Origin of the sequence: Spirabiliibacterium mucosae (assembly GCF_014884965.1) — a bacterium.
Taxonomy (GTDB): Bacteria; Pseudomonadota; Gammaproteobacteria; order Enterobacterales; family Pasteurellaceae; genus Spirabiliibacterium; species Spirabiliibacterium mucosae.
Window position 1 is genome coordinate 26734 of record NZ_JABTBO010000010.1, and the last position, 22375, is coordinate 49108.

21 protein-coding genes, 5 pseudogenes and 1 riboswitch are annotated in these 22375 nt (G+C 51.1%); of the genes and pseudogenes, 19 read left to right on the forward strand and 7 right to left on the reverse strand.

What is annotated here, in order from left to right; all coding sequences use genetic code 11:
* Window positions 1–5 precede the first annotated feature (5 nt).
* The gene (ispA, locus tag HPC37_RS05175) at window positions 6–902 is read right to left on the reverse strand and encodes a (2E,6E)-farnesyl diphosphate synthase (protein ID WP_208122124.1); all 897 of its coding nucleotides are present in this window, start codon (window positions 900–902) and stop codon (window positions 6–8) included.
* A 9-nt stretch (window positions 903–911) separates the two neighbouring features.
* Entirely contained in the window at window positions 912–1217 is a 306-nt protein-coding gene (gene xseB, locus HPC37_RS05180; RefSeq protein WP_208122125.1) for an exodeoxyribonuclease VII small subunit, read from the reverse strand.
* 123 nt (window positions 1218–1340) lie between these two features.
* Between xseB and thiI the strand changes: the two genes are divergently transcribed.
* From thiI to HPC37_RS05200, 4 genes and pseudogenes are all read left to right on the forward strand, one after another.
* Window positions 1341–2792 carry a tRNA uracil 4-sulfurtransferase ThiI gene (gene thiI, locus HPC37_RS05185; protein ID WP_208122126.1) on the forward strand — a complete coding sequence of 484 codons (1452 nt, stop codon included), beginning with the start codon at window positions 1341–1343 and terminating at the stop codon, window positions 2790–2792.
* Window positions 2793–2885: 93 nt separating this feature from the next.
* Complete coding sequence (locus tag HPC37_RS05190; protein ID WP_208122127.1) at window positions 2886–3371, forward strand: CvpA family protein; 486 nt, start codon at window positions 2886–2888, stop codon at window positions 3369–3371.
* Between the two features lie 10 nt (window positions 3372–3381).
* Window positions 3382–4895: pseudogene (gene purF, locus HPC37_RS05195) on the forward strand (amidophosphoribosyltransferase).
* Window positions 4895–5467, forward strand: coding sequence for a UbiX family flavin prenyltransferase (locus tag HPC37_RS05200; RefSeq protein WP_208122128.1), 573 nt, complete (start codon window positions 4895–4897; stop codon window positions 5465–5467). Before purF ends, HPC37_RS05200 begins: the two are co-directional and overlap by 1 nt.
* A gap of 31 nt (window positions 5468–5498) precedes the next feature.
* Here HPC37_RS05200 and HPC37_RS05205 read toward each other — a convergent pair whose 3' ends face one another.
* Together HPC37_RS05205 and moeA are read right to left on the reverse strand one after the other, a co-directional pair.
* Window positions 5499–6224, reverse strand: a complete 726-nt coding sequence (locus HPC37_RS05205) for a molybdopterin-synthase adenylyltransferase MoeB (protein WP_208122129.1) — start codon at window positions 6222–6224, stop codon at window positions 5499–5501.
* On the reverse strand, window positions 6224–7441 hold the full coding sequence (gene moeA / locus HPC37_RS05210) for a molybdopterin molybdotransferase MoeA (protein WP_208122167.1): 1218 nt from the start codon (window positions 7439–7441) through the stop codon (window positions 6224–6226). The genes HPC37_RS05205 and moeA overlap by 1 nt, the downstream gene beginning before the upstream one ends.
* 147 nt (window positions 7442–7588) lie before the next feature.
* Here moeA and folE point away from each other — a divergent pair, with 147 nt between their 5' ends.
* On the forward strand, window positions 7589–8245 hold the full coding sequence (gene folE, locus HPC37_RS05215; RefSeq protein ID WP_208122130.1) for a GTP cyclohydrolase I FolE: 657 nt from the start codon (window positions 7589–7591) through the stop codon (window positions 8243–8245).
* Window positions 8246–8307: 62 nt separating this feature from the next.
* On the opposite strand, the gene argS is transcribed toward folE, so the two are convergent.
* Window positions 8308–10035 carry an arginine--tRNA ligase gene (gene argS, locus HPC37_RS05220; protein ID WP_208122131.1) on the reverse strand — a complete coding sequence of 576 codons (1728 nt, stop codon included), beginning with the start codon at window positions 10033–10035 and terminating at the stop codon, window positions 8308–8310.
* Between the two features lie 83 nt (window positions 10036–10118).
* On the opposite strand from argS, the gene HPC37_RS05225 reads away from it, so the two are divergent.
* Entirely contained in the window at window positions 10119–10709 is a 591-nt protein-coding gene (locus HPC37_RS05225) for a VOC family protein (RefSeq protein ID WP_208122132.1), read from the forward strand.
* A gap of 13 nt (window positions 10710–10722) precedes the next feature.
* Window positions 10723–11184: an outer membrane lipoprotein gene (locus HPC37_RS05230; RefSeq protein WP_208122133.1), complete on the forward strand. Its 462-nt coding sequence runs from the start codon at window positions 10723–10725 to the stop codon at window positions 11182–11184.
* Window positions 11185–11253: 69 nt separating this feature from the next.
* Here HPC37_RS05230 and HPC37_RS05235 read toward each other — a convergent pair whose 3' ends face one another.
* The gene (locus HPC37_RS05235; protein WP_208122134.1) at window positions 11254–11868 is read right to left on the reverse strand and encodes a VTT domain-containing protein; all 615 of its coding nucleotides are present in this window, start codon (window positions 11866–11868) and stop codon (window positions 11254–11256) included.
* 249 nt (window positions 11869–12117) lie between these two features.
* Between HPC37_RS05235 and rplY the strand changes: the two genes are divergently transcribed.
* The 11 genes and pseudogenes from rplY (at window position 12118) to ftnA (HPC37_RS05290) (ending at window position 21344) form a co-directional block, all read left to right on the forward strand.
* Window positions 12118–12402 (forward strand): 50S ribosomal protein L25, encoded by a 285-nt coding sequence (rplY, locus tag HPC37_RS05240; protein WP_208122135.1) that lies wholly within the window; start codon window positions 12118–12120, stop codon window positions 12400–12402.
* Window positions 12403–12477: 75 nt separating this feature from the next.
* Window positions 12478–13263, forward strand: a complete 786-nt coding sequence (gene truA, locus HPC37_RS05245) for a tRNA pseudouridine(38-40) synthase TruA (RefSeq protein ID WP_208122136.1) — start codon at window positions 12478–12480, stop codon at window positions 13261–13263.
* Window positions 13264–13352: 89 nt separating this feature from the next.
* Window positions 13353–14283 (forward strand): annotated as a pseudogene (accD, locus tag HPC37_RS05250) (acetyl-CoA carboxylase, carboxyltransferase subunit beta).
* Complete coding sequence (gene folC / locus HPC37_RS05255) at window positions 14283–15593, forward strand: bifunctional tetrahydrofolate synthase/dihydrofolate synthase (RefSeq protein WP_208122137.1); 1311 nt, start codon at window positions 14283–14285, stop codon at window positions 15591–15593. The pseudogene accD and the gene folC overlap by 1 nt, the downstream one beginning before the upstream one ends.
* A gap of 71 nt (window positions 15594–15664) precedes the next feature.
* The gene (locus HPC37_RS05260; RefSeq protein ID WP_208122138.1) at window positions 15665–16216 is read left to right on the forward strand and encodes a cell division protein ZapC domain-containing protein; all 552 of its coding nucleotides are present in this window, start codon (window positions 15665–15667) and stop codon (window positions 16214–16216) included.
* A 1-nt stretch (window position 16217) separates the two neighbouring features.
* Window positions 16218–17048, forward strand: coding sequence for an RNase RNM (gene rnm, locus HPC37_RS05265; RefSeq protein ID WP_208122139.1), 831 nt, complete (start codon window positions 16218–16220; stop codon window positions 17046–17048).
* 71 nt (window positions 17049–17119) lie between these two features.
* Window positions 17120–17736 (forward strand): annotated as a pseudogene (locus tag HPC37_RS05270) (L-threonylcarbamoyladenylate synthase).
* 50 nt (window positions 17737–17786) lie between these two features.
* Window positions 17787–18641 (forward strand): annotated as a pseudogene (rluB, locus tag HPC37_RS05275) (23S rRNA pseudouridine(2605) synthase RluB); the annotation flags it as partial.
* 5 nt (window positions 18642–18646) lie between these two features.
* Window positions 18647–19615, forward strand: a complete 969-nt coding sequence (gene cysB, locus HPC37_RS05280; protein WP_208122141.1) for an HTH-type transcriptional regulator CysB — start codon at window positions 18647–18649, stop codon at window positions 19613–19615.
* 723 nt (window positions 19616–20338) lie between these two features.
* Entirely contained in the window at window positions 20339–20824 is a 486-nt protein-coding gene (gene ftnA / locus HPC37_RS05285) for a non-heme ferritin (RefSeq protein WP_208122142.1), read from the forward strand.
* Window positions 20825–20834: 10 nt separating this feature from the next.
* A complete protein-coding gene (ftnA, locus tag HPC37_RS05290; RefSeq protein ID WP_208122143.1) occupies window positions 20835–21344 on the forward strand; it encodes a non-heme ferritin in 510 nt (169 codons plus the stop codon).
* 40 nt (window positions 21345–21384) lie between these two features.
* Here the strand turns inward: ftnA (HPC37_RS05290) and HPC37_RS05295 are convergent, their stop codons facing one another.
* On the reverse strand, window positions 21385–21525 hold the full coding sequence (locus HPC37_RS05295) for a hypothetical protein (RefSeq protein WP_208122144.1): 141 nt from the start codon (window positions 21523–21525) through the stop codon (window positions 21385–21387).
* A gap of 78 nt (window positions 21526–21603) precedes the next feature.
* On the opposite strand from HPC37_RS05295, the pseudogene fnr reads away from it, so the two are divergent.
* Window positions 21604–22227 (forward strand): annotated as a pseudogene (gene fnr / locus HPC37_RS11255) (fumarate/nitrate reduction transcriptional regulator Fnr); the annotation flags it as partial.
* Window positions 22216–22305, reverse strand: a riboswitch (Fluoride riboswitch). (Overlaps the previous pseudogene by 12 nt.)
* Between the last annotated feature and the right edge of the window lie 70 nt (window positions 22306–22375).

Here is a 22375-nt window from a genome sequence, read left to right on the forward strand (position 1 = left end):
CGCATTTAACTCCCGCGGGTGATAACAAAATTGGCCAACGCCTGATGCGCGCTGACATCCAGCCCCAATGTGGCCAGCTGCTCAAGCGCACAATGCGCCTCTCTCACCAATTCTTGCGCTTTGGCTTGCGCCCCCTCAAGCCCCAAGAGTTTCGGGTAGGTGGTTTTGTCATGGGCCAAATCCGAGCCTGCGTCTTTGCCGAGAGTGGCGGAGTCCGCGGTGATGTCTAAAATATCATCTTGCACTTGAAAGGCCAGGCCAATTAAGGCGGCAAATTGGCGCAGGTGATAGCCAATGGTGCTATCATTAAAGTGCGGTGAGCACCCCAGCCCCATCTCGACTGCGCAGACGATCATCGCGCCAGTTTTGTTGTGGTGAATGCGCTCTAAAAAAGCCAGATCCAAGGCTTGTTGCTCGGCGAAGAGATCAAGCGCTTGGCCTAAGCACATGCCTTGCGCGCCAGCGGCTTGCGCCAACAGCTGGACCAACCGCACTTTTTGTTCTGCGCTCACCGCTGGCGTGTCGCAAAGCAGCGCAAAGGCCCAGCTTTGCAGCGCGTCGCCGGCTAAAATGGCGGTGGCTTCATCAAATTCAATGTGGCAGGTATTTTGCCCGCGGCGCAGGGTGTCGTCGTCCATCGCGGGCAGGTCGTCATGAATTAACGAATAGCTGTGCACAGCCTCCACAGCGGCGGCGGCGTAATCTAGGCTGGCCATCTCGGCATTAAGCATGCGCCCGGTGCAGTAGGTCAAAAAAGGGCGCAGGCGCTTGCCACCGAGCAACACGCCATAGCGCATCGCATCGGCCAATGGCGCAGGCGCGGAGTTGAGGGTGAGGTTAGCTTCTAAAAAAGCATTGACGCGTTCGCGCAGCTGCTGCAAATCCGTTTGAAAATCGTACATAACTAAACCTTAAAAAGGGATGTCGTCATCGCTGTAAATCTCTTCTTCGGGATTACGGCTTTGGCTCGCCTTGCGCGTGTTGTCATCTGGTTCAAAGTCGGCCAGTGGCGCAACGGTGCTTTTTTCGAGCAAAATGCTCACTTGTTGCTGCGCCTGTTGCAGCCGTTGTTGGCCCGCTTGCGCCAGCTGCACGCCTTTTTCAAACTCCGCCAAGGCCTTTTCCAGCGGCAGCTCGCCACTTTCCAGCCGGCTGACAATCGCCTCAAGCTCGCTTAAGGTGGTTTCAAAATCTAAAGAAGTTGCTTTTTTCGCCATAACAGTATCCAAAAACGTCATTTTTGCCTATTGTACTTGAGTTTGCATTATTTGTCGTTTTTTTTAGCTGTCAACGGGAATTTCAGGTACAATACCGCCAATTTTGACATTAGCAGTGATTCTATGAAATTTATTATCAAATTATTCCCCGAAGTGATGGTCAAAAGCGACTCTGTGCGCAAACGCTTCATCAAAATTTTAACCGGCAACATCCGCAATATTTTAAGCAAGCAAGACGACACCGTAGCCGTGGTGCACCATTGGGATTATATCGAAGTGCGGTCAAAAGACGCCAGCAAGCGCGATTTGCTGCTGGATTTTTTGCAACGCACGCCGGGCATTCACCACATTTTGGAAGTCGAAGGCATCCCGTTTGCCTCGATGCACGACATTTTTGAATACACCTTAAAACACACCCGCGAGCAGCTGGAAAACCGCACTTTTTGTGTCCGCGTCAAGCGCAAGGGCAAGCACCCGTTCAGCTCGCTCGATCTTGAGCGCTATGTCGGCGGCGGCTTGAACCAACACATTGAAACAGCCAAAGTGCGGTTGAAAAACCCCGATGTGACCGTCAACATCACGATTGAAGACGACCAAATGCTGCTGGTGAAAAACCGCTTTGAGGGCATTGGCGGCTATCCTGTTGGCACGCAAGAAGATGTGCTCAGCCTGATTTCGGGCGGGTTTGACTCGGGCGTGTCGAGCTATATGTTTATCCGCCGCGGCTCCAAGGTGCATTATTGCTTTTTTAACCTCGGTGGGCAGGCGCACGAAATCGGCGTGAAGCAGATGGCCTATCACATCTGGTCGCGTTATAGCTCATCGGTCAAAGTGCGGTTTGTGGCGGTCAATTTTGAAGGCGTGGTGGCCGAAATTTTAGAAAAAATCGATAACGGCCAAATGGGCGTGGTGCTCAAGCGCATGATGGTGCGCGCCGCCAGCCGCGTGGCAGAACGCTTTGGCATTCAAGCGATTGTCACCGGCGAAGCGCTCGGGCAGGTTTCCAGCCAAACGCTGACCAATTTGCGCTTGATTGATGAAGCCGCCAGCGTGCTGGTACTGCGCCCGCTCATCACCCACGACAAGCCGCAAATCATTGCCACCGCGCAACACATTGGCACTGATGAGATTGCCAAATCCATGCCGGAGTTTTGTGGCGTGATCTCAAAAAACCCGACGGTGAAAGCCATCCCTGAACGCATCGCCCAAGAAGAGGCGCACTTTGATTTCAGCGTGCTGGACGAGGCGGTAGCCAGCGCACAATACCTCGACATTCGCGACATCGCCAATGCCGATAAAAGTGCGGTCGAGGAGGTGGAGATTGTGGATAGCGTGAGTGCAGGCGAGGTGGTGATTGACGTGCGCAGTGACGACGAGCGTGAAGACAAGCCCGTTTATCTGCCTGAGTGTGAGCTGCTGGCGATCCCGTTTTTCAAACTCAGCAGTGCGTTTGCGCAGTTGGACGCCAACACAACCTATTTGCTTTATTGCGAAAAAGGGGTGATGAGCCAGCTGCAAGCGCAGTATCTGCGCCAGCAAGGGTATCGCAACGTGAAAGTGCTGCGCTTAAAATAGCGCAGCGCAAAAATAGTGCTACGCAAGCGCGCTATTTTTTTGTACAATAAATATTCTTATTTCAACACTATTTAAAGCCACAACCCAAAAGTTATGATTGATTATCTTATTATCGGTATTATTGTTTTTTCGTTAATTGTCAGCCTGTTACGTGGCTTTGTTCGCGAGGCGGTGTCGCTGGGCAGTTGGGTGGTGGCCTTTTTTGTGGCCAGCCGATTTTATCCGTATTTGGCAGGGTACCTCACCCAAATTGAATCACAAAACATCCGCATTGGCGTAGCGATTGCGATTTTGTTTATCGCAAGCCTGATTGTGGGCGCCATCGTCAATTATATTTTAGGCCAATTGGTGGATAAAACAGGCTTAAGCGGCACCGATCGCGTGCTAGGTGCGTGTTTTGGCGTGTTGCGTGGCGTGTTGATAGTGGCCGCGCTGCTGTTTTGCATGGACACCTTCACCAATTTAAATCAAACCGAGTGGTGGCAAAATTCAAAATTGATACCGCACTTTGGCTTTGTGGTTGACTGGTTTTTTCAACAGATTCAACAAAATTCCTCATTTTTAACTCCGAAATTGTAAGGGCGAAATTATGTGTGGCATTATTGGGATTATCGGCGAAACCCCTGTCAATCAAGCGTTGTACGACGCGCTCACGGTGCTGCAACATCGCGGCCAAGATGCAGCGGGGATCATGACCATTGACCGTGAAAACCGCTTTCGGCTGCGCAAGGCCAATGGCCTGGTCAGCGACGTGTTCCGCCAAGAGCACATGGAGCGGCTGCAAGGCACGGTGGGTGTGGGCCATGTGCGCTACCCAACGGCGGGCAGCTCAAGCGTGTCAGAGGCGCAGCCGTTTTATGTCAACTCGCCTTATGGCATCACCTTGGTGCACAACGGCAATTTGACCAACTCGCGCGCCTTGAAGGATAAATTATTCAAGCTCGCCCGCCGCCACGTGAACACCAATTCTGACTCCGAAGCCCTGTTAAATATTCTCGCCTACCACCTCGACCAAAGCCCTCACAACCACTTAAGCCCAGATGATATTTTCACCGCGGTGCGCAAAACCCACGATGACATCAAAGGCGCTTATGCGTGTGTGGCGATGATTATCGGCTTTGGCATGATTGCCTTTCGCGACCCGCACGGCATCCGCCCGCTGGTGCTCGGCAAGCGTGAGCTTGACAGCGGCAAAGTGGAGTATGCCTTCGCCTCTGAAAGTGTGGCGCTGGATATTATCGGCTTTGAGTTTGTGCGTGATGTGGCGCCCGGTGAAGCCATTTATGTTGATTTCAACGGCCAATTTTACTCCCACCAGTGCTCAACGCAGCCGGATTTATGCCCATGCATTTTTGAATACGTCTATTTCGCCCGCCCAGACTCTTATATCGACGGCGTGTCGGTTTATGCCGCGCGGGTACACATGGGCGAGGCGTTAGGGCGCAAAATTGCCAAAGAATGGTACGATCACGATATCGATGTGGTCATCCCGATTCCAGAAACCTCCAACGACATCGCCTTGCGCATCGCCAAAGAGCTGAATTTGCCTTATCGCCAAGGGTTTGTGAAAAACCGCTACGTTGGCCGCACGTTTATCATGCCAGGCCAAACCCAGCGCCGTCATTCGGTGCGGCGCAAGCTCAACACCATTTCATCAGAATTTAAAGCAAAAACGTGCTGCTGGTGGACGACTCCATCGTGCGCGGCACCACCTCGGAGCAGATTGTCGACATGGTGCGCCAAGCGGGTGCGAAGAAAATTTACCTCGCCTCCGCCGCGCCAGAAGTGCGCCACCCGAATGTTTACGGCATTGATATGCCATCAGTTAACGAGCTGATCGCCTATAACCGCAGTGTTGAGGAAATTGCCGAGTTAATTGGCGTGGACGGGTTGATTTTCCAAGATCTCGCCGATTTGGAAGCGGCAATCCGCAAAGAAAACGCCAGTATTCAGCATTTTGACAGTTCGGTGTTCACCGGCTGCTACATCACAGGCGATGTGACTGACGAATATCTTGCCCAAGTCGAGGCGATGCGCAACGACAAAGCCAAGCGCAAACAAGAGCGTGATGAAACCAATTTAGAGATGCATAACGAAGCCTAATGAAACCACAACGACTGATTATTGCCATTACTGGCGCATCAGGCGCCATTTATGCCATCCGTTTGCTGCAAGTGCTGTCACAAACGGAGGTGGAAACCCATTTGATTATCTCCAACGCCGCGCGCCAAACCATTGCGATTGAAACGGATTTCAGCCTCAATGACGTCAAGGCGCTAGCCGATGTGGTGTATGACAATCGCGACATCGGTGCGGCTATTTCATCGGGCTCCTACCGCACTTTGGGCATGCTGGTGGTGCCGTGCTCGATTAAAACCCTCTCCGCCATTGCCCACAGTTACAGCGACGATCTCATCTCCCGCGCGGCGGATGTCTGCTTAAAAGAGCGCAAACCTGTGCATCTTTGCCTGCGCGAAACGCCGCTGCACTTAGGCCACCTGCGGCTAATGACGCAAGCGGCGGAAATCGGCGCCACACTCACGCCACTGATGCCCGCGTTTTACCACAAACCACAAAGCATCGACGACATCATCAACCAATCCGTCAACCGCCTGTGCGACCAATTCGACATCGAACTGCCTGAAGATCTGTTTGAACGCTGGCAGGGGGCGTGATGCAAAGTGCGGTCGACCGCACTTTAGGTTTTTAAGCAGGCAGTTTGAGGGTGTTGAATTGCATACTCAACGCATCAATCAGTAACAATTTGCCCACCAAAGGCTCGCCGATGTTGAGCAGTAATTTCAGGGTTTCCATCGCTTGCAGTGTGCCGACAATGCCGACAATGGGGGAGAGGACGCCGGCTTCCACGCACGAGAGCGTATTTTCACCAAACAGGCGGCTGATGCTGCGGTAATTGGGCGTGTTGGGCTGGTAGGTGAAGACTGAGAGTTGACCTTCCATACGAATGGCCGCGCCGAAAACCAGCGGCGTTTGGCACTGCTGGCAGAGCTGGTCGAGGCGGTTGCGGGTGGCTACGTTGTCGCAACAGTCCACCACTACGTCTGCTTTTGTGACAACGTCACGAAGGCCATCGTCGTCTAAATCAGTATCAATCGTGTGAATTTGACAATGTGGGTTGAGGGCGCAAAGTGCGGTTTTGGCGGAGTCCACTTTGGGCTGGCCGATGCGTGCATCGGTGTGCAGCACTTGGCGCTGCAAATTAGACAGGCTAACCGTGTCAAAATCCACCAGCGTGAGCGTGCCCACACCGCTGGCGGCCAGATATTGCGCTGCCGCGCAGCCTAACCCGCCTAAACCGATAATCGCCACATGAGCGAGCTTGAGCCGCTCTTGGCCGTCAAAGTCAATTTGTGGCAGCACGATTTGGCGGTTGTAGCGCAGCGCTTCGGCATCCGATAAGATATCAGCCATTATTGTAACACATCACCAAAAGGCTCAATCATCACCCCTTCGCCCGCGGCGACATTGCCACGCTCGCGCTCGAGCACAATCAGGCAATTACTTTGCACAAAAGAGCTGAACATATGTGAGCCTTGAAAGCCAACTGGCTGCACCTCAATTTGCCCTTGTGCGTTGACGTGATAATACCCGCGTTGGAAGTCCAGCCGGCCAGGCTTTTTTTTCATCGCGCTGCCTGCAATGGCTGGCAGTTGTGGCGGCAGCTGCCATTGGCTAAAGCCCGTTAAGCGCGCGAGCACCGGCTGCACCAGTTGATAAAAGGTGACCAGGGCGGAAACGGGGTTGCCCGGCAGGCCGCAAAACCACGCGTGATCAAACTTGCCAAAGGCAAACGGCTTGCCTGGCTTAATTGCCAATTTCCAAAAATTCATCTGCCCGAGTTGCTCGAGCATATCTTTGGTGAAATCTGCCTCGCCGACCGACACGCCGCCGCTGGTGATCACCAAATCCGCCTTTTGCTGCGCTTGTGAAAAGGTTTTGGCAAACCGCACTTTGTCATCCGGCAAAATGCCGTAATCCAAAATCTCGCAGTGCCAGTTTTCTAACAATAAACGCACGGTGAAACGGTTGGTATCATAAATTTGGCCCTTGGCCAGCGGCTTGCCGACACTGACCAGTTCATCGCCGGTGGAAATCAGCGCCACTTTAATTTTGCGATAAACCCGCACGCGCTCAAGCCCAAGGGAGGCGAGCAGCGGCAGTGAAAGTGCGGTCAGCTTCGCGCCTTTGGCTAATACCACGTCGCCTTGCTTAACATCATCACCTAGGTGGCGGATATTTTGACCCGGCTTGACCTCAGCGGTGAACCGCACTTTGCCGTCTTCAAGCACCTCGGCGTGCTCTTGCATGATCACCGCCTCACAGCCCTCAGGCACCACCGCACCTGTCATGATGCGCACCACCGAGCCTTGTGGCCACGGGCCGTCAAACGGGCTGCCCGCAAAGCTTTTACCTGCTACGGTCAATGGTTCACCGGTGAGATCCGCCATGCGCACGGCATAGCCGTCCATTGCTGAGTTGTCAAAGCCTGGCACATTAATCGGCGAGCGGATATCTTCTGCACAAATGCGGTTGTGCGCTTCATCAAGGGTTACGAGTTCAGTTTGTGAATCAGGCGGGTAGCTCAATGCGCTGGTAATTTTAGCCAGCGCGTCGTTGAGGGAAATCAGTGCGTTCATGTCGGTCACCTTGTGGTTGAAATTGGCTTTATTCTAGCAAAGTTTGAGAAATTTTCAGTTAATTTCGTAGAATTCTTGTTGTATTTTTAATAATTCTGTTAAAATAATCGCCTTATTTTTTGGAGATGTTAAACCACAATGAGCAAAATTTCAGCAGAGGCGCAGCGCGTTCAAGCCGCCCTGATAGCCAAAGGCATTGAAACCCCGATGAAAGCGTTGGATCTCTCCCTTGACCAACGGCGAGTTAAAATCGAACAACACATGAAAAGCGTGCTGGAGCTAATTGGCCTTGATTTGACCGATGACAGCATTGAGCAAACCCCAGCGCGGCTGGCGAAAATGTACCTCGATGAAATTTTCACTGGCATGGATTACGCCAACTTCCCGAAAATCACCACCATTCGCAACCGGATGCAGGTCAGTGAAATGGTGCTGGTCAACGATGTGACACTCACCAGCACCTGTGAGCACCATTTTGTCACCATTGACGGCAAAGTCTCGGTGGCGTATTACCCCAAAGAGTGGGTGATTGGGCTGTCGAAAATCAACCGCGTGGTGGCCTTTCTCGCTCAGCGCCCGCAAGTGCAAGAGCGTTTGACGGAGCAAATTCTCACCGCGTTGCAAACCATTTTGCAAACTGATGATGTTGCTGTTTATGTCAAAGCGACCCATTTTTGCGTGAAATGCCGTGGCATTAAAGACAGCAATAGTTACACTGTCACATCAGCCTTTGGCGGCGTATTCTTAAAAGACCGCGAAACCCGCAAAGAGTTTTTAAGCTTAATCGAGCGATAAAAAAAGCAGTGCCAACGCACTGCTTTTGACTGACCGCACTTTGCCTAAAGTGCGGTTTTTTATTACATTTTATTGACCACTTCAATCCCGAGCAGCTCAAGGCCTTGCTTGAGGGTACGTTGCGCCAGCGCGGCGAGTTGCAAGCGGCTGGCTTTCACGGCCTCATCTTCGCTGCTTAAAATCGGGCATTGTTCGTAGAATTGCGAGAAGATGCCCGCTAATTCATACAAATAGCCACACAGCACGTGCGGTGTGCCATCGCGCGCCACCACAGCCACGGCCTCTTCAAACTGCAGCAGTTTCAACAGCAGTGCGCGCTCTTTGTCTTCGTTGATGTGAATCTCACCTTGCACTTGCTCAGGGTTGATGCCACTTTTCGCGAAAATGGAGTGAATGCGGGTGTAGGCGTATTGCATGTAAGGCGCGGTGTTGCCCTCAAACGAGAGCATATTATCCCAGTCAAACACATAATCGGTGGTGCGATTTTTGGAGAGATCGGCATATTTCACCGCGCCAATCGCCACGGCGTTGATCACATCGTCAAGCTCAGCTGTAGAAAGTGCGGTACTTTTTTCACGAATGAGTTTGCCCGCGCGTTCGACGGCCTCATCAAGCAAATCGTTGAGCTTGACCGTTTCGCCCGAGCGGGTTTTGAACGGCTTGTTGTCTTTGCCGAGCATCATGCCAAAGTTGATGTGCTCAAGTTGCATCTCATCGGGCACGTAGCCGGCTTTGCGCACAATGGTCCAGGCTTGTTGCAAATGCTGGCTTTGGCGGGTGTCGGTGAAATAGAGCGCGCGGTTGGCGTGCAGTGTTTCCCAGCGGTATTTAGCCGCCGCGATGTCAGTGGTGGTGTAAAGAAAGCCGCCGTCACGCTTTTGGATAATCACGCCCATCGCTTCGCCGTCTTTGTTTTTAAACTCGTTTAAAAACACCACCACGGCGCCTTGGTCTTCCACCGCGATGCCTTTGGCTTTTAAATCAGCCACAATGCCTGGCAGCATCGGGTTGTAGAGGCTCTCGCCCATGATGTTGTCGTTGCTTAACGTGACGTTGAGGCGATCATACGTGCGCTGGTTTTGCTCCATGGTGATGTCCACCAGCTTACGCCACATCGCCAAGCAGTAGCTGTCGCCACCTTGCAGTTTCACCACGTATTGACGTGCTTTTTCGGCAAAGGCCTCATCACTGTCGTAATGGGCTTTGGCGGCGCGATAAAAGGCCTCCAAGTCACTCAGCGCGAGGTCGTCGGCGTTTTCTTTTTGCATTTTTTCAAGATAGGCGATCAGCATGCCAAATTGGGTGCCCCAGTCGCCCACGTGGTTGGCGCGAATCACATTGTGGCCTAAAAATTCCAACACACGCACCACCGCATCGCCAATGATGGTAGAACGCAAGTGCCCCACGTGCATTTGTTTCGCCACATTCGGCGCAGAATAGTCCGCCACAATGGTTTGCGCAGGCGCAACGGGGCTGACTAATTTCTTTTGTGAAAGCAGCGCGTGCCCTTGTGCGGCAAGCCAAGTGCGGTTAAGCGTGATGTTAATAAAGCCAGGGCCTGCGATTTCTAATTTTTCAATCATCTCGCCGCCATCAAGCGCATCAACCACACGTTGTGCCAGCTCACGCGGTGGCATGCCGAGCTTTTTCGCCGCCGCCATCACACCGTTGGCTTGGTAATCACCAAATTGCGGCTTTGCTGATTGCCGCACCAAGGCATCACAGCCGTGCGCGCCGACGCTATCCAGCGCTTGGGTGATGTTGTGCGACAAAATTGTTTGAATGTTCACGAATTGTCCTTGTTGTAAGCATTATCAAATAAATTTCGATATAATACCTTGATATCGCGTTTGAGAAAAGAGAGATTAATAAAATGACACAACCGCACTTTTTGCAAGCCCAATTGCCCACGCTGGCAGAGCAGTTGGCGGGCTTTGAGCAGCAGATTTCAGCCCTTGCGCAGGAAATTGGGCTGACCTTGAGTAATTATGAGATTGACCATATCGCGCTGCGCGTCAACACCCCTGAGCGTGGTCAGGCGTGGCTGGCGGTGTTGCAAGACAATGGCGAGGTGATTTCCAGTAACATCATCAACGGCCGGCCGATTTATCTCATCAAATTACGCGAGCCTTTACATTTGTTTGCACAATCCATTGCCGTTGTGGAGCTGCCGATGCCGAAAAAGCCTTACCCAATTGAAGGCTGGGAGCACATTGAAGTGGTGTTGCCCACCCGCGCTGGGGAAACGCCAAGCCAGTGGTGTGCGCGTGTGATCGAACAGTTTGATCTTAAGGCGAAAACCGCACTTTGCCTGAAAATCGACGCACCCAAAGGCGCAGGTGAAGGGCTAGATAACACCACGATTGCAATTACAAAACTTGACAATAGTAAAAATAAATGTTGTATTAAGCTCCACTCACACTCTATAATTGAGGTGATTGACTCAGAATCCGAGTTTAGTTAATAAGGAAAACACAATGAAAAAATCAGTTTTAGTCGCTTCTTTGTTTATCGGCCTGGCCACCGTTGGCTGCGCGAATAAAGATATCTATCGTGGTGATGTTTACACCGGCGATCAAACCAAAGAAGCTCGCTCAATCAGCTACGGTACAATTGTGTCGACCAAGCCTGTGACCATTCAAGCCCCTAACGAAGGCGTGATTGGCACCGTTGGTGGCGGCGCATTGGGTGGCATTTTGGGCTCAGGCGTGGGCGGCGGCACAGGTAATGCCATTGCCACCGCAGTGGGCGCGATTGCCGGTGCCGTGATCGGCAACACCGTTGAGCAAAAAGCCAGCCAAGCCAATGGCGTGCAAATGGTGATCAAAAAAGACGACGGCAAAGAAATTGTGGTGGTGCAAAAAGCTGATGCGCGCTTAGTGCCTGGTGCTCGCGTGCAAATCATCGGTGGCTCATCACTCAACGTGATGCCGCTGTAAGTTTTATCTCACAGAAAAAGTGCGGTTAGCTTGTGGCTCAACCGCACTTTTTTCTCTCTTTCTTATTAATTATTCTTCTTGTTCAGCTTTGGCTTGGCGTTTACGTTTGAAGTAGGTAAAGGCCACAAACACCACGATAATGCCGAGAATGGCATAAATCCCCATTTGGCCGTGGCGCATTTGCGCTTTGATCCAATCGAGATTTTCAGCCCCGTGATGGCCGAGATAAACCCAAATTGGTACCGAGATAATCGCAGCACAAAAATCAATCAAAATAAAGCGCAAAATCCCAACGCGGCGAGTGACGCCAGAGATGATGTAAACTGGGGTGCGCAGGCCAGGCAAAAAGCGCGCGATAAACAGCAAACGGTTGCCGTAGCGGTCGAATTTGCTTTTCACCATTTGCAGGCGTTTGAAGGTGATGAAGCGCTTGATTAAGCGAAAGCGCAGGATTTTCACGCCATAAAAGCGCCCGAGCAGATACATCAGCAAATCCCCAAGCAGCACGCCGAGCATCCCCACGGCCACCATCCAGTGCGGGTTGGCATACCCCAGGCCTGAGATGATGCCGCCTGAGACTAACGTGATATCTTCAGGAATGGGCACACCCAGCCCACAGAGCATTAACACAGCGAAGACAGCGGCATAGCCATAGTTAGTAAAAAAATCGATAAAAAATTGCACGGGTAACCTAATTTTTCTAAAATGGACGCCATTTAGCGTGAAAATCAATGGACTTATTGTGCCTTTTTTTAACGCTAATTACCATAGCCTGAGGGCGAATATTGCAACGAAAAACGCACAAGGTGCAAATCTAGTTGCCAAGCGCGCGCTTATTGGGTAGAATATGCGCCCTTGAGCAACCGCTCAAGCCAACAACGTTGAGTTGTAGGGTCGCCTACAGCTTGAACATTAACAAATAGAGAGAAAACTATGTTTAAATTTGATGCACAAGTTCGTGAAGCGCAAGGTACGGGTGCGAGCCGCCGTCAGCGTTTACAAGGTCAATTGCCTGCTATCGTTTATGGCGGCAGTGAAGCGCCAGTTGCTATCGTGTTAGACCACGATAAAGTGAACAACGCGCAAGCCGATGAAAAATTCTACAGCGAAAACATCACTTTAGTGATCGACGGCAAAGATGTTGTGGTGAAAATCCAAGCGATGCAACGCCACCCATTCAAACCAAAATTGCTTCATTTAGATTTCAAACGCGTTTAATCATTAAACGCCAAAAACACCAGCAATCGTCGATTGTTTGGTGTTTTTTTTCATCTCAAAATAGGGGAGGCGAGAGTGAAAATTGCACTGGGTGTGGAGTACAACGGCGCCAATTATTTCGGCTGGCAGCGCCAAGAGCGCGTTGACAGCGTGCAGCAACGCTTAGAAACGGCGTTATCGAAAGTGGCGGACGCCGACATTCACCTCTTTTGCGCAGGCCGCACCGACTCTGGCGTGCACGCCACCGGCCAAGTGGTGCACTTCAACGCGCCGTGCGTGCGCGCGCTCAAAGCGTGGTATCTCGGCGTGAACGCCAACCTCCCAGATGATATCAAAGTGCGGTGGGCCAAAGAGGTGGATGACGATTTTCACGCACGTTTTAGTGCCACTGCGCGGCGCTATCGCTATGTTATTTACAACCACCCGCTGCGCCCAGCGATTTTAGCCGATGGCTTGACCCATTATCACCTGCCACTTGATCACGAAAAAATGCACCAAGCCGGCCAGTTGCTGCTCGGCGAGCGGGATTTCAGCTCCTTTCGCGCCGCGCAGTGCCAATCCCACACGCCATGGCGCAATGTTCACCATTTGAATGTGTTTCGCGTGGGCGAATATGTGATTGTGGATATTCAAGCCAATGCGTTTGTTCACCACATGGTGCGAAATATTGTCGGCAGCCTGCTGGAGGTGGGCAACGGCAACCAGCGCGTGGAATGGCTTGGTGAGCTGCAAGCGCAATGCGACCGCACTTTAGCCCCCGCCACCGCCAAACCCAACGGCTTATATTTGGTTTCGGTGAGTTATCCCGCACAGTTTGGATTACCGAAAACCGCACTTGGCCCGCTTTTTTTGCCTGATTAAAAATTGTGATAAAACGGTTCAAAAGCGGGCGTAAATATGGTGTAATGAGCTAATTCATTAGCCTAAAAATAACGAATTAAGGTAGACCCATGAGTTGGATTGAACGAATTTTTAACAAAGGCTCGGTGAGCAGCAATAACCAAAAAGCCAACGTGCCGGAGGGCATTTGGACCAAATGTACTGGCTGCGACCAAGTGCTTTATCGCGATGAAGTGGTGCGCAACCTCGAGGTGTGCCCAAAGTGCGGTCATCATATGCGTATCGACCCACGTGTGCGGTTGGAAAAACTGCTCGACGAAGGCTCAATTGAAGAAATCGGCGCCGAAGTTGAACCAGAAGATATCTTAAAATTCAAAGACTTGAAAAAATACAAAGACCGCCTCAGCGCCGCGCAAAAACAAACCGGTGAAAAAGACGCGTTAATTGTGATGAAAGGCACCATTTATGGCATGCCGGTTGTGGCAGCGGCCTTCAATTTTAACTTTATGGGCGGCTCAATGGGCAGCGTGGTGGGCGGCAAGTTTGTCAAAGCGGCGCAAACCGCACTCGATGAACGCTGCCCGCTGATCTGTTTTTCTGCCAGTGGTGGCGCGCGGATGCAAGAGGCGCTCTTTTCTTTGATGCAAATGGCCAAAACCAGCGCAATTTTAGCCAAACTCAAAGAAGAGGGCATTGCCTATATCTCCGTGCTGACCGACCCAACCATGGGGGGGCGTTTCAGCCAGCTTCGCAATGCTCGGTGATATCAACATTGCCGAGCCAAAAGCATTGATCGGCTTTGCCGGCCCCCGCGTGATTGAGCAAACCGTGCGTGAAAAATTGCCTGAAGGCTTCCAACGCAGTGAATTTTTGCTGGAAAAAGGCGCGATTGATATGATTGTCAACCGCAAAGAAATGCGCGACAAACTCGCGAGCATTTTAGCCAAACTCAGCGGCAAGCCGTCGCCATTTGAGCCCGCGGAGAGCGTGATTATCCCACCGGTGCAAGAGCCTATTTTAACCGAGGGCGAGAGCGCCTGATGACAACGCCACAACTGACAGCCACATCGCCCCTTGCGATGTGGCTTTCCTATATTGAACACAGCCACAGCAAAGCCATCGACATGGGCCTTGCGCGCGTGCAAGCGGTGGCGCAAGAGCTTGATTTGCTCAGCCCTGCGCCTTATGTGATCACCGTTGGCGGCACCAATGGCAAAGGCACCACCTGCCGCTTGCTTGAGCTGATTTTGCTCAACGCGGGGCTGCGCGTGGGCGTGTTTAGCTCACCGCACTTGATTGATTACAACGAGCGCGTGCGCATCAACAACGCCACCTTGCCCGATGTGTGCCACAGCGAGGCTTTTGCCTTTATCGACAGCCACAAGTCCCACTCGTTGAGCTATTTTGAATTCAGCACCCTTGGTGCGTTGTATCTGTTCAAACAAGCGCAACTCGATGTGGTGATTTTGGAAGTGGGCTTAGGCGGGCGCTTGGATGCAACCAATATTATTGATGCCGACATCTGCGCCATCACCTCGATTGACATTGACCACGTGGATTACCTCGGCGACACCCGTGAGCAAATCGCCTTTGAAAAGGCAGGCATCATGCGCGCACACAAAAGTGCGGTGATAGGCGAGCGTGATATTCCGCACACCTTAACCGATTATGCAACCACGTTACCCTGTCACGTTTTGCGCAACGGCATTGAGTGGCACTATCAACTTCACGACAATTCATGGGCCTTTGCCGGGCAAAAAGTGCGGTTGGAGGATTTGCCGCTGCCGGCCATGCCAGTGCAAAATGCCGCCACGGCGTTGGCGGTGTGTGAGCAGCTGCCGTGGGCGATTTCTCGCGAGATGATAACCCGAGCCTTACGCGAGATGACACTTACAGGGCGCTTTCAACGCCTCAACGCCGCTCAGCGCAGCGCGCTGTTTGCCGCGCTGGGTGACAGTGCTTGTGAGCAGATTTATCTCGATGTGGGCCACAACCCGCACGCGGCGCGTTATTTGGCGCAAAAAGTGCGGTCGCTGAAGGCCGACGACGTGCGCGTGTTGGGCGTGTTCGGTATGTTGCAAGACAAAGATGCCACCCAGGTTGCTAAGCCACTAAGTGATGTGATCGACCACTGGTTTTGCTGCACGCTGGAAGGCGCACGCGGGCAAAGTGCGGTTGCCCTGCGAGGGAAAATTGCCCCCGAGCTGGCCGATGTAGACATAACATGCTTTGACGATGTGCAGGCGGGCACCAAAGCTGCGTTGCGCCAAGCGCGCGGGCAAGATATTGTGCTGATTTTTGGCTCCTTTCACACGGTGGGGGAAATTGTGACACTTTTTGCACAAAATTGAGATAAATCTGTCGCGAAAAAGCACAAAAAAGGGTAGGATAGTGCTATGAAATGTAGGGCAATTAAGGCGATATGAACGGATTTTTTTATTGGGAATACAGCCACGTGGCACAGTGTTTGATGCTTTGCTCGCAAGACACTGGGCGACGCATTCGCACCTCCCTTGAAAAATCGATGTTAACCCAATCAGCCCTGAGCGTCAGCGACTGCGATATGGAGGATTTCCTCTTTTTCAACGTGGTGGTTGACGCCCTCAAACATCACCCCGCCGAGGATGCCACGCGCGAGTTTTTAGCCTATTCCGCCGTGGCAGTGCGGCAATTTTTGCTGCCGATTCAGCCAAAAAGCTGGTTTTTCACCCCCCTCAACGGCATTGAAATTTGCGATGAAGCCGAGCCGAAATTGGTGCAAGCGCAAATCAAAGACAGCGGCGAGTGGGTCAATTTGCTGCTGGTGCAAATCGGTGGTAATGTGGCCGACTGCTTGCTGCTTGACCGCACTTTGGTCTTACCAGGGCTGAACTTAACCTTTGCCCAGCCTTTGCGCCTTTTTGCCAACCGCTTGCGCGCCATGCCGATAGCCGTGGCTGAAGAACACGCGCCGCTGGCCCAACAACGAGCGTGATATGACCGCGCAACACACCTTTGACCTCCACTGCCACAGCAACGCCTCCGACGGCGTGCTCAGCCCCGCCGATGTGGTTGCGCGTGCTGCCGAGCAAGGCGTGCAAACGCTGGCGTTGTGTGATCACGACACCACCGCGGGCCTTGATGCCGCGCGAAAAGCGGCAGCGGCGCACAACATCACGCTGATCACCGGCGTTGAAATTTCAACACTGTGGCAAAATCGCGGCATTCACATTGTTGGTCTCAATTTTGACGACACGCGTCCGGCCATGACCGCACTTTTGCGCGAGCAAGCACGGCTGCGTGAAGCGCGCGCGATTGAAATTGGTGAAAAATTAGCAAAGTGCGGTTTGCCTGATGCCTATCAAGGCGCGAAACAACTCGCCGGCGGCGAGGTCACACGCGCTCATTACGCACGCTTGTTGGTGCAAGCTGGCAAAGTGAAAAACGAAACCCAAGCCTTTAAGCGCTATCTTGGCCAAGGCAAATCGGCCCATGTCAGCGCCAATTGGTGTGCAATGGCCCAAGCCGTTGAGGTGATTCATCAAGCCGGTGGCTTGGCGGTGTGCGCCCACCCATTGCGCTACCCACTTACGCGCAAATGGCTTTTGCGCCTGCTCAATGATTTCAAGGCCGCAGGAGGCGATGGCGTGGAAGTGGCACACACTGGGCAGTCACCTGACCAACGCCACAATCTTGGCGCGATTGTGCAAGAGATAGGGCTGCTGGCCTCGGCGGGGTCGGACTTTCACTTCCCGTGCGGTTGGGTGGAATTGGGCAAAAACTTGTGGCTGCCTGAAGGTGTCACCCCAATTTGGACGCGATTTTAACGCACTTTTTACTAAATAAATCCCGCACTTTCGTGTATAATTGCGCCATTTGATGCCAATTGGGTAAAACGATGAGCCAATTTTTCTATATTCACCCCGACAATCCTCAACCGCGTTTGATTAAACAAGCCGCCGATATCGTGCGCGACGGTGGCGTGATTGTCTATCCGACCGATTCAGGCTATGCCTTAGGCTGTGCCCTGGGGGATAAGCACGCGATGGACCGCATTGTGACCATTCGCCAGCTGCCGCCTAATCACAATTTCACGCTGATGTGCCATGATTTGTCGGAGTTATCGAACTACGCGGTGGTGGACAACGTGGCTTATCGGCTGATTAAAATAATACGCCTGGGCATTACACCTTTATTTTAACCGCCACCAAAGAGGTGCCGCGCCGGCTGATGACCAAGCGCAAAACCATTGGTTTGCGTGTGCCTGACAACGCCATTGCGCTGGCGCTGCTCAGCGAGCTGGGTGAGCCGATTTTGTCGTGCTCACTGATTATGCCAGGCGACGACACCACCCAATTTGACCCCGAAGAGATTCGTGATCACCTTGAAAAACAGGTGGATTTAATCATTAACGGCGGCTATTTAGGCGAAAGCCCAACCACCGTGGTTGACCTCACCGCCAGCGCGCCCGAGATTGTGCGCGTGGGCAATGGCGACACCACCCCATTTGAATGACACCCGAGAGAGTGACATAAAGGAATTCTATGCAAAATAAACAACAAGCTGCAGGCGAAAAGCTGCAAAAAATCCTTGCCCGCGCGGGCAAAGGCTCACGCCGTGAAATTGAGGCGATGATCGCGCAAAATCGCGTGAGTGTGGACGGCAAAATGGCCACCTTAGGCGACCGTGTGGAGCTGCGAAGTGACACCAAAATCCGCCTTGATGGCCAGCTGGTCAGCGTGCAGAGCGAGCAAAAACAAATTTGCCGCGTGCTGATGTATTACAAACCTGAAGGGGAGTTGTGCACCCGCCGTGACCCTGAAGGCCGCGCTACGGTGTTTGAGCGCTTGCCAAAATTGCGTGGCGCACGCTGGATTGCGGTCGGCCGGTTAGATATTAACACCTCTGGTTTGATGCTGTTTACCACCGACGGGGAGCTGGCGAATCGCCTAATGCACCCGAGCCGTGAAATTGAGCGCGAATACTCCGTGCGTATTTTTGGTGAAGTGACCGATGCCATGCTCAACACCTTGCGCAAAGGCGTGCAGCTGGAAGACGGCATGGCGGCATTTAAACAAATCAGCCCGCGCGGTGGCCAGGGCATCAACCAATGGTTTGATGTCACCTTAACCGAGGGGCGCAACCGCGAAGTGCGCCGTTTGTGGGAATCGCAAGGGGTGCAAGTCAGCCGCTTGATTCGCATTCGCTATGGCAACATTGCGCTAACCAAGCAGCTGCCGCGCGGTGGCTGGCAAGAAATGGCGCTGACCGAAGTGAATTATCTGCGTGAGCTCGTTGGGCTACCAGCGGAAACTGAATCCAAACTTGAGCAGCACCAGCCACAACGACGTTTAAAAACCGCTAAAATCCGCAAAGCGGTCAAGCGCTTTTCAACGCCTAGCACAAGACGGCGCAAATAACCGCGATGAAGCTGCAACAATTGCGCTATTTAGTTGAAATAGCAGAACAAAACCTTAACATTACCGATGCCGCTGAAGCGCTTTATACCTCTCAGCCTGGCATCAGTAAGCAAGTGCGGTTGCTCGAGCAAGAGCTTGAACTTGAGATTTTTGAGCGCAACGGCAAGCATATCAAAAGCATCACGCCGCAAGGGGAGAAGATTATCCAAATCGCCCGTGAGTTGCTGGCCAAGGCGGAGAATATCAAATCCATCGCACAAGAATACAACCGCCCCGATCACGGCCTGCTGCGCATTGCCACCACCAACACCCAAGCGCGCTATGTGCTGCCAGAGGTGGTCAAGCGCTTTGTTAAACGTTACCCCAACGTGAGCTTGCAAATCAACCAAGGCACGCCAGCGCAAATGGCAGAGCAGTTGGAGTCGGGCAGTGTCGATATGGCGATCATCACCGAGGGGCACAATTTGTTTGAAAGCATGGCGCTGTTGCCGTGTTATCACTGGAATCGCGCTGTCATAGTGCCGCCTCATCACCCGTTGATTGAGCAAGAGCTGAGCATCGAAACCCTCGGCCAATACCCGCTGGTGACGTACACCTTTGGCTTTATGGGCGCGTCTGATTTGGCCAAAGCTTTTAATCACAAGGGCATTATGCCGCATATTGTTTTCACCGCAACCGATGCCGATGTGCTGAAAACGTATGTGCGTTTGGGCCTTGGCGTTGGGATTATTGCCTCCATGGCGCACACCAGCGCCGATAGTGATTTAATCGCATTGGATGCCGCGCATTTATTTCAACACAGCAGTACGCATATTGCCTTTAAGCGCGGCACCTTTTTGCGCCAATATATGTATGACTTCATCGAGTTTTTCGCACCGCACTTAACCAAAAGTGCGGTTGAGCAGGCTGAATTGCTCAACAACAATCACGCCATCGAGCAATTTTTCTCGCACATCAAACTCGCCCATCGTTAATTCTACAAAAATAAAAGTGCGGTTTTGGCCGCATTTTTTATGCGTGTTATTTTAAAAACACGCCACATTCCTCACACAACGAATCTATTTTTCACGTACGCGCACGCAGCGCATGCTTTTTACAACACCATGACAAGTACAGATTATCGCTGTATAACTGATGAGTAATAACGGGTCAAAAGTGACAAATGTCGCGTTTTATCGCGTTTTGGTGAAAAAGACACATTGTGGATAACTCTGTGATTTTATTATATCGTAGTGGCCACTTACCTTATCACTAATTGCGCATAATGTATATTATGTTAAATAAGATAATCATAAATGTCACAACTGGATTTTTACACTGCTCTTATTGCTCTCGGTTTTGTGCGTTAAAAATAAAGACGGTCTTGTAAGTTTCATTAATCCATTTTTGTGACTGGGTCACAGGAAGAAAGCTTGATGTGATTAATGCTGCGGTTTAAAAAACGCGTGTACGTGAAATCTGCTATTTTTTATCACCCATTGCCCGTCAGATTTTAAATTCTGCGCCGCTGACCGCACTTTGCTTTTTTTAAGAAATTGAAAGGTGAAATGATAATAGTTGTTATTTCCTTATTTTTAACAACTTACAAACAAAATTGGCTTGCTTTTATACAAAAAGACGGTATGATTAGGCTATCGCTATTAAAAACGCATTTTAATAGTCCAAATCGAAATAATTTCTATTAAAAGGATATCAATATGTTAAATTGTAAAATTATTGATAAATTAAACGAACAGATTAATTTAGAATTCTACTCTTCTAACCTTTACCTGCAAATGAGCGCGTGGTGTTCACAAAAAGGCTTTGAAGGTGCGGCGGCGTTTTTGCTGAAACACGCCGATGAAGAAATGCAACACATGCAAAAATTGTTTCAATACCTCAACGACACAGGGAATATGCCTGTGCTCGGTGAAATTGAAGCACCGAAAACCGATTTTGCATCTCTTAAAGATGTGTTTGAGCTGACCCTTGAGCATGAAAAACACATCACCAAAAAAATCAATGAATTGGTTGAAGTGACTTTTGAGTGCAACGACCAATCCAGCTTCCACTTCTTGCAATGGTATGTGGCTGAACAGCACGAAGAAGAAAAACTCTTCGGCAGCATTTTGGATAAATTCAACTTGCTCGGCGACAGCGGTTTATCGCTCTATTTCATCGACAAAGAATTGGCAGCACTGTAAGGAGGCAACCATGTTATCGCAAAACATCATTAACGATTTAAACGAACAACTTAATCTCGAATTTTATTCATCCAATTTATACTTGCAAATGAGTGCATGGTGTGAAAAACAAGGCTACCCAGGTGCGGCGAAATTTTTACTCGCGCACGCCGATGAAGAAATGCAGCACATGCGCCGTTTGTTCACTTACCTCACCGAAACTGGCGCGTTGGCTGTGATCGGCAAAATTGAGGCGCCTGCTCATGAGTTTGAATCCCTCAAGCAAGTGTTTGAGCTCACCTACGAGCACGAAAAGCTGGTAACTTCACAAATCAATGAACTGGTGGATATCACCTTCAGTGAAAAAGATTTCTCTTCTTTTAACTTCTTGCAATGGTATGTTGCCGAGCAACACGAAGAAGAAAAACTCTTCACTTCGATTTTGGATAAATTCAACCTCGTCGGCACCGACGGCCGTGGCCTTTATCACATTGATAACGAGCTGGCGAAATTGGCTGGCGCGGAAGCTCTCCAAGGTTAATTGTTACCCTGTCACAAAAGGCCACCTGCGGGTGGCTTTTTTATTGCTCGCTCTGCTCTATTTGCACCGTACTTTGGCTATGCGGGTTGTGATAAGTGCGGTAGCAAAACAAGCCAATTAAAATGATAAGGGCGATAATCAGCTGAATCACGCGGGCTTTCGTCAGTTTTTGTGCGGGCATGGTGTATCCTTTTCTTTTCTCACTGGCAAAATAATGCTAGAATTATTGAGTTAGATCAATTTTTTTAAGGGTGTTTTTATGGCTCCAATCATCTCAGGTGTTCGCGTACAGTCTGGTGGTTGTGCAATTCATTGTCAGGAGTGCAGCATCAGCACGCTGTGCATTCCGTTTACGCTGAATAATCAAGAATTAGATCAGCTCGATAACATTATAGAACGAAAAAAACCGATTCAGAAATCACAAATTTTGTTTAAAGCGGGCGACCCTTTGCGCTCGCTCTATGCCATCCGCTCAGGCACCATTAAAACCTACACCATCAGTGAAACAGGCCAAGAGCAAATCACCTCTTTTCACCTGCCTGGCGATTTGGTCGGCTTTGACGCTATCACCGATATGCGCCACCCAAGCTTTGCGCAAGCGTTGGAAACCGCGATGGTGTGCGAAATCCCGTTTGATATTTTAGATGATTTGGCCGGCAAAATGCCCAAACTGCGCCAGCAAATTATGCGGCTGATGAGCAGTGAGATTAAAAGCGATCAAGAAATGATTTTGCTGCTGTCTAAAATGAATGCCGAAGAGCGTTTGGCGGCGTTTATTAATAATCTTTCCGTGCGCTACTCAGCCCGTGGCTTTTCTGCCAAAGAGTTTGGCTTGACCATGACCCGTGGCGATATCGCCAACTACCTTGGCTTGACGGTAGAAACCATCAGCCGGCTTTTAGGGCGGTTTAAAAAGAGCGGTATTTTATCCGTGCAAGGCAAATTCATCACCATTAATGATATGGAAAAGCTCAAAACTATGGCCGATGCCACAAAATGCAAAGGAAAATAACGGCCTAGCCACTAAAATT

What these genes read in the sequence shown, in the direction of transcription:
- HPC37_RS05225 (WP_208122132.1), top strand. Translation starts at nt 10,119, where the DNA reads ATGACACAACCGCACTTTTTGCAAGCCCAATTGCCCACGCTGGCAGAG.
- ftnA (WP_208122143.1), top strand. Translation starts at nt 20,835, where the DNA reads ATGTTATCGCAAAACATCATTAACGATTTAAACGAACAACTTAATCTC.
- rplY (WP_208122135.1), top strand. Translation starts at nt 12,118, where the DNA reads ATGTTTAAATTTGATGCACAAGTTCGTGAAGCGCAAGGTACGGGTGCG.
- folC (WP_208122137.1), top strand. Translation starts at nt 14,283, where the DNA reads ATGACAACGCCACAACTGACAGCCACATCGCCCCTTGCGATGTGGCTT.
- HPC37_RS05190 (WP_208122127.1), top strand. Translation starts at nt 2,886, where the DNA reads ATGATTGATTATCTTATTATCGGTATTATTGTTTTTTCGTTAATTGTC.
- xseB (WP_208122125.1), bottom strand. Translation starts at nt 1,217, where the DNA reads ATGGCGAAAAAAGCAACTTCTTTAGATTTTGAAACCACCTTAAGCGAG.
- cysB (WP_208122141.1), top strand. Translation starts at nt 18,647, where the DNA reads ATGAAGCTGCAACAATTGCGCTATTTAGTTGAAATAGCAGAACAAAAC.
- HPC37_RS05200 (WP_208122128.1), top strand. Translation starts at nt 4,895, where the DNA reads ATGAAACCACAACGACTGATTATTGCCATTACTGGCGCATCAGGCGCC.
- ispA (WP_208122124.1), bottom strand. Translation starts at nt 902, where the DNA reads ATGTACGATTTTCAAACGGATTTGCAGCAGCTGCGCGAACGCGTCAAT.
- rnm (WP_208122139.1), top strand. Translation starts at nt 16,218, where the DNA reads ATGACCGCGCAACACACCTTTGACCTCCACTGCCACAGCAACGCCTCC.
- folE (WP_208122130.1), top strand. Translation starts at nt 7,589, where the DNA reads ATGAGCAAAATTTCAGCAGAGGCGCAGCGCGTTCAAGCCGCCCTGATA.
- HPC37_RS05295 (WP_208122144.1), bottom strand. Translation starts at nt 21,525, where the DNA reads ATGCCCGCACAAAAACTGACGAAAGCCCGCGTGATTCAGCTGATTATC.
- thiI (WP_208122126.1), top strand. Translation starts at nt 1,341, where the DNA reads ATGAAATTTATTATCAAATTATTCCCCGAAGTGATGGTCAAAAGCGAC.
- HPC37_RS05260 (WP_208122138.1), top strand. Translation starts at nt 15,665, where the DNA reads ATGAACGGATTTTTTTATTGGGAATACAGCCACGTGGCACAGTGTTTG.
- HPC37_RS05205 (WP_208122129.1), bottom strand. Translation starts at nt 6,224, where the DNA reads ATGGCTGATATCTTATCGGATGCCGAAGCGCTGCGCTACAACCGCCAA.
- HPC37_RS05230 (WP_208122133.1), top strand. Translation starts at nt 10,723, where the DNA reads ATGAAAAAATCAGTTTTAGTCGCTTCTTTGTTTATCGGCCTGGCCACC.
- ftnA (WP_208122142.1), top strand. Translation starts at nt 20,339, where the DNA reads ATGTTAAATTGTAAAATTATTGATAAATTAAACGAACAGATTAATTTA.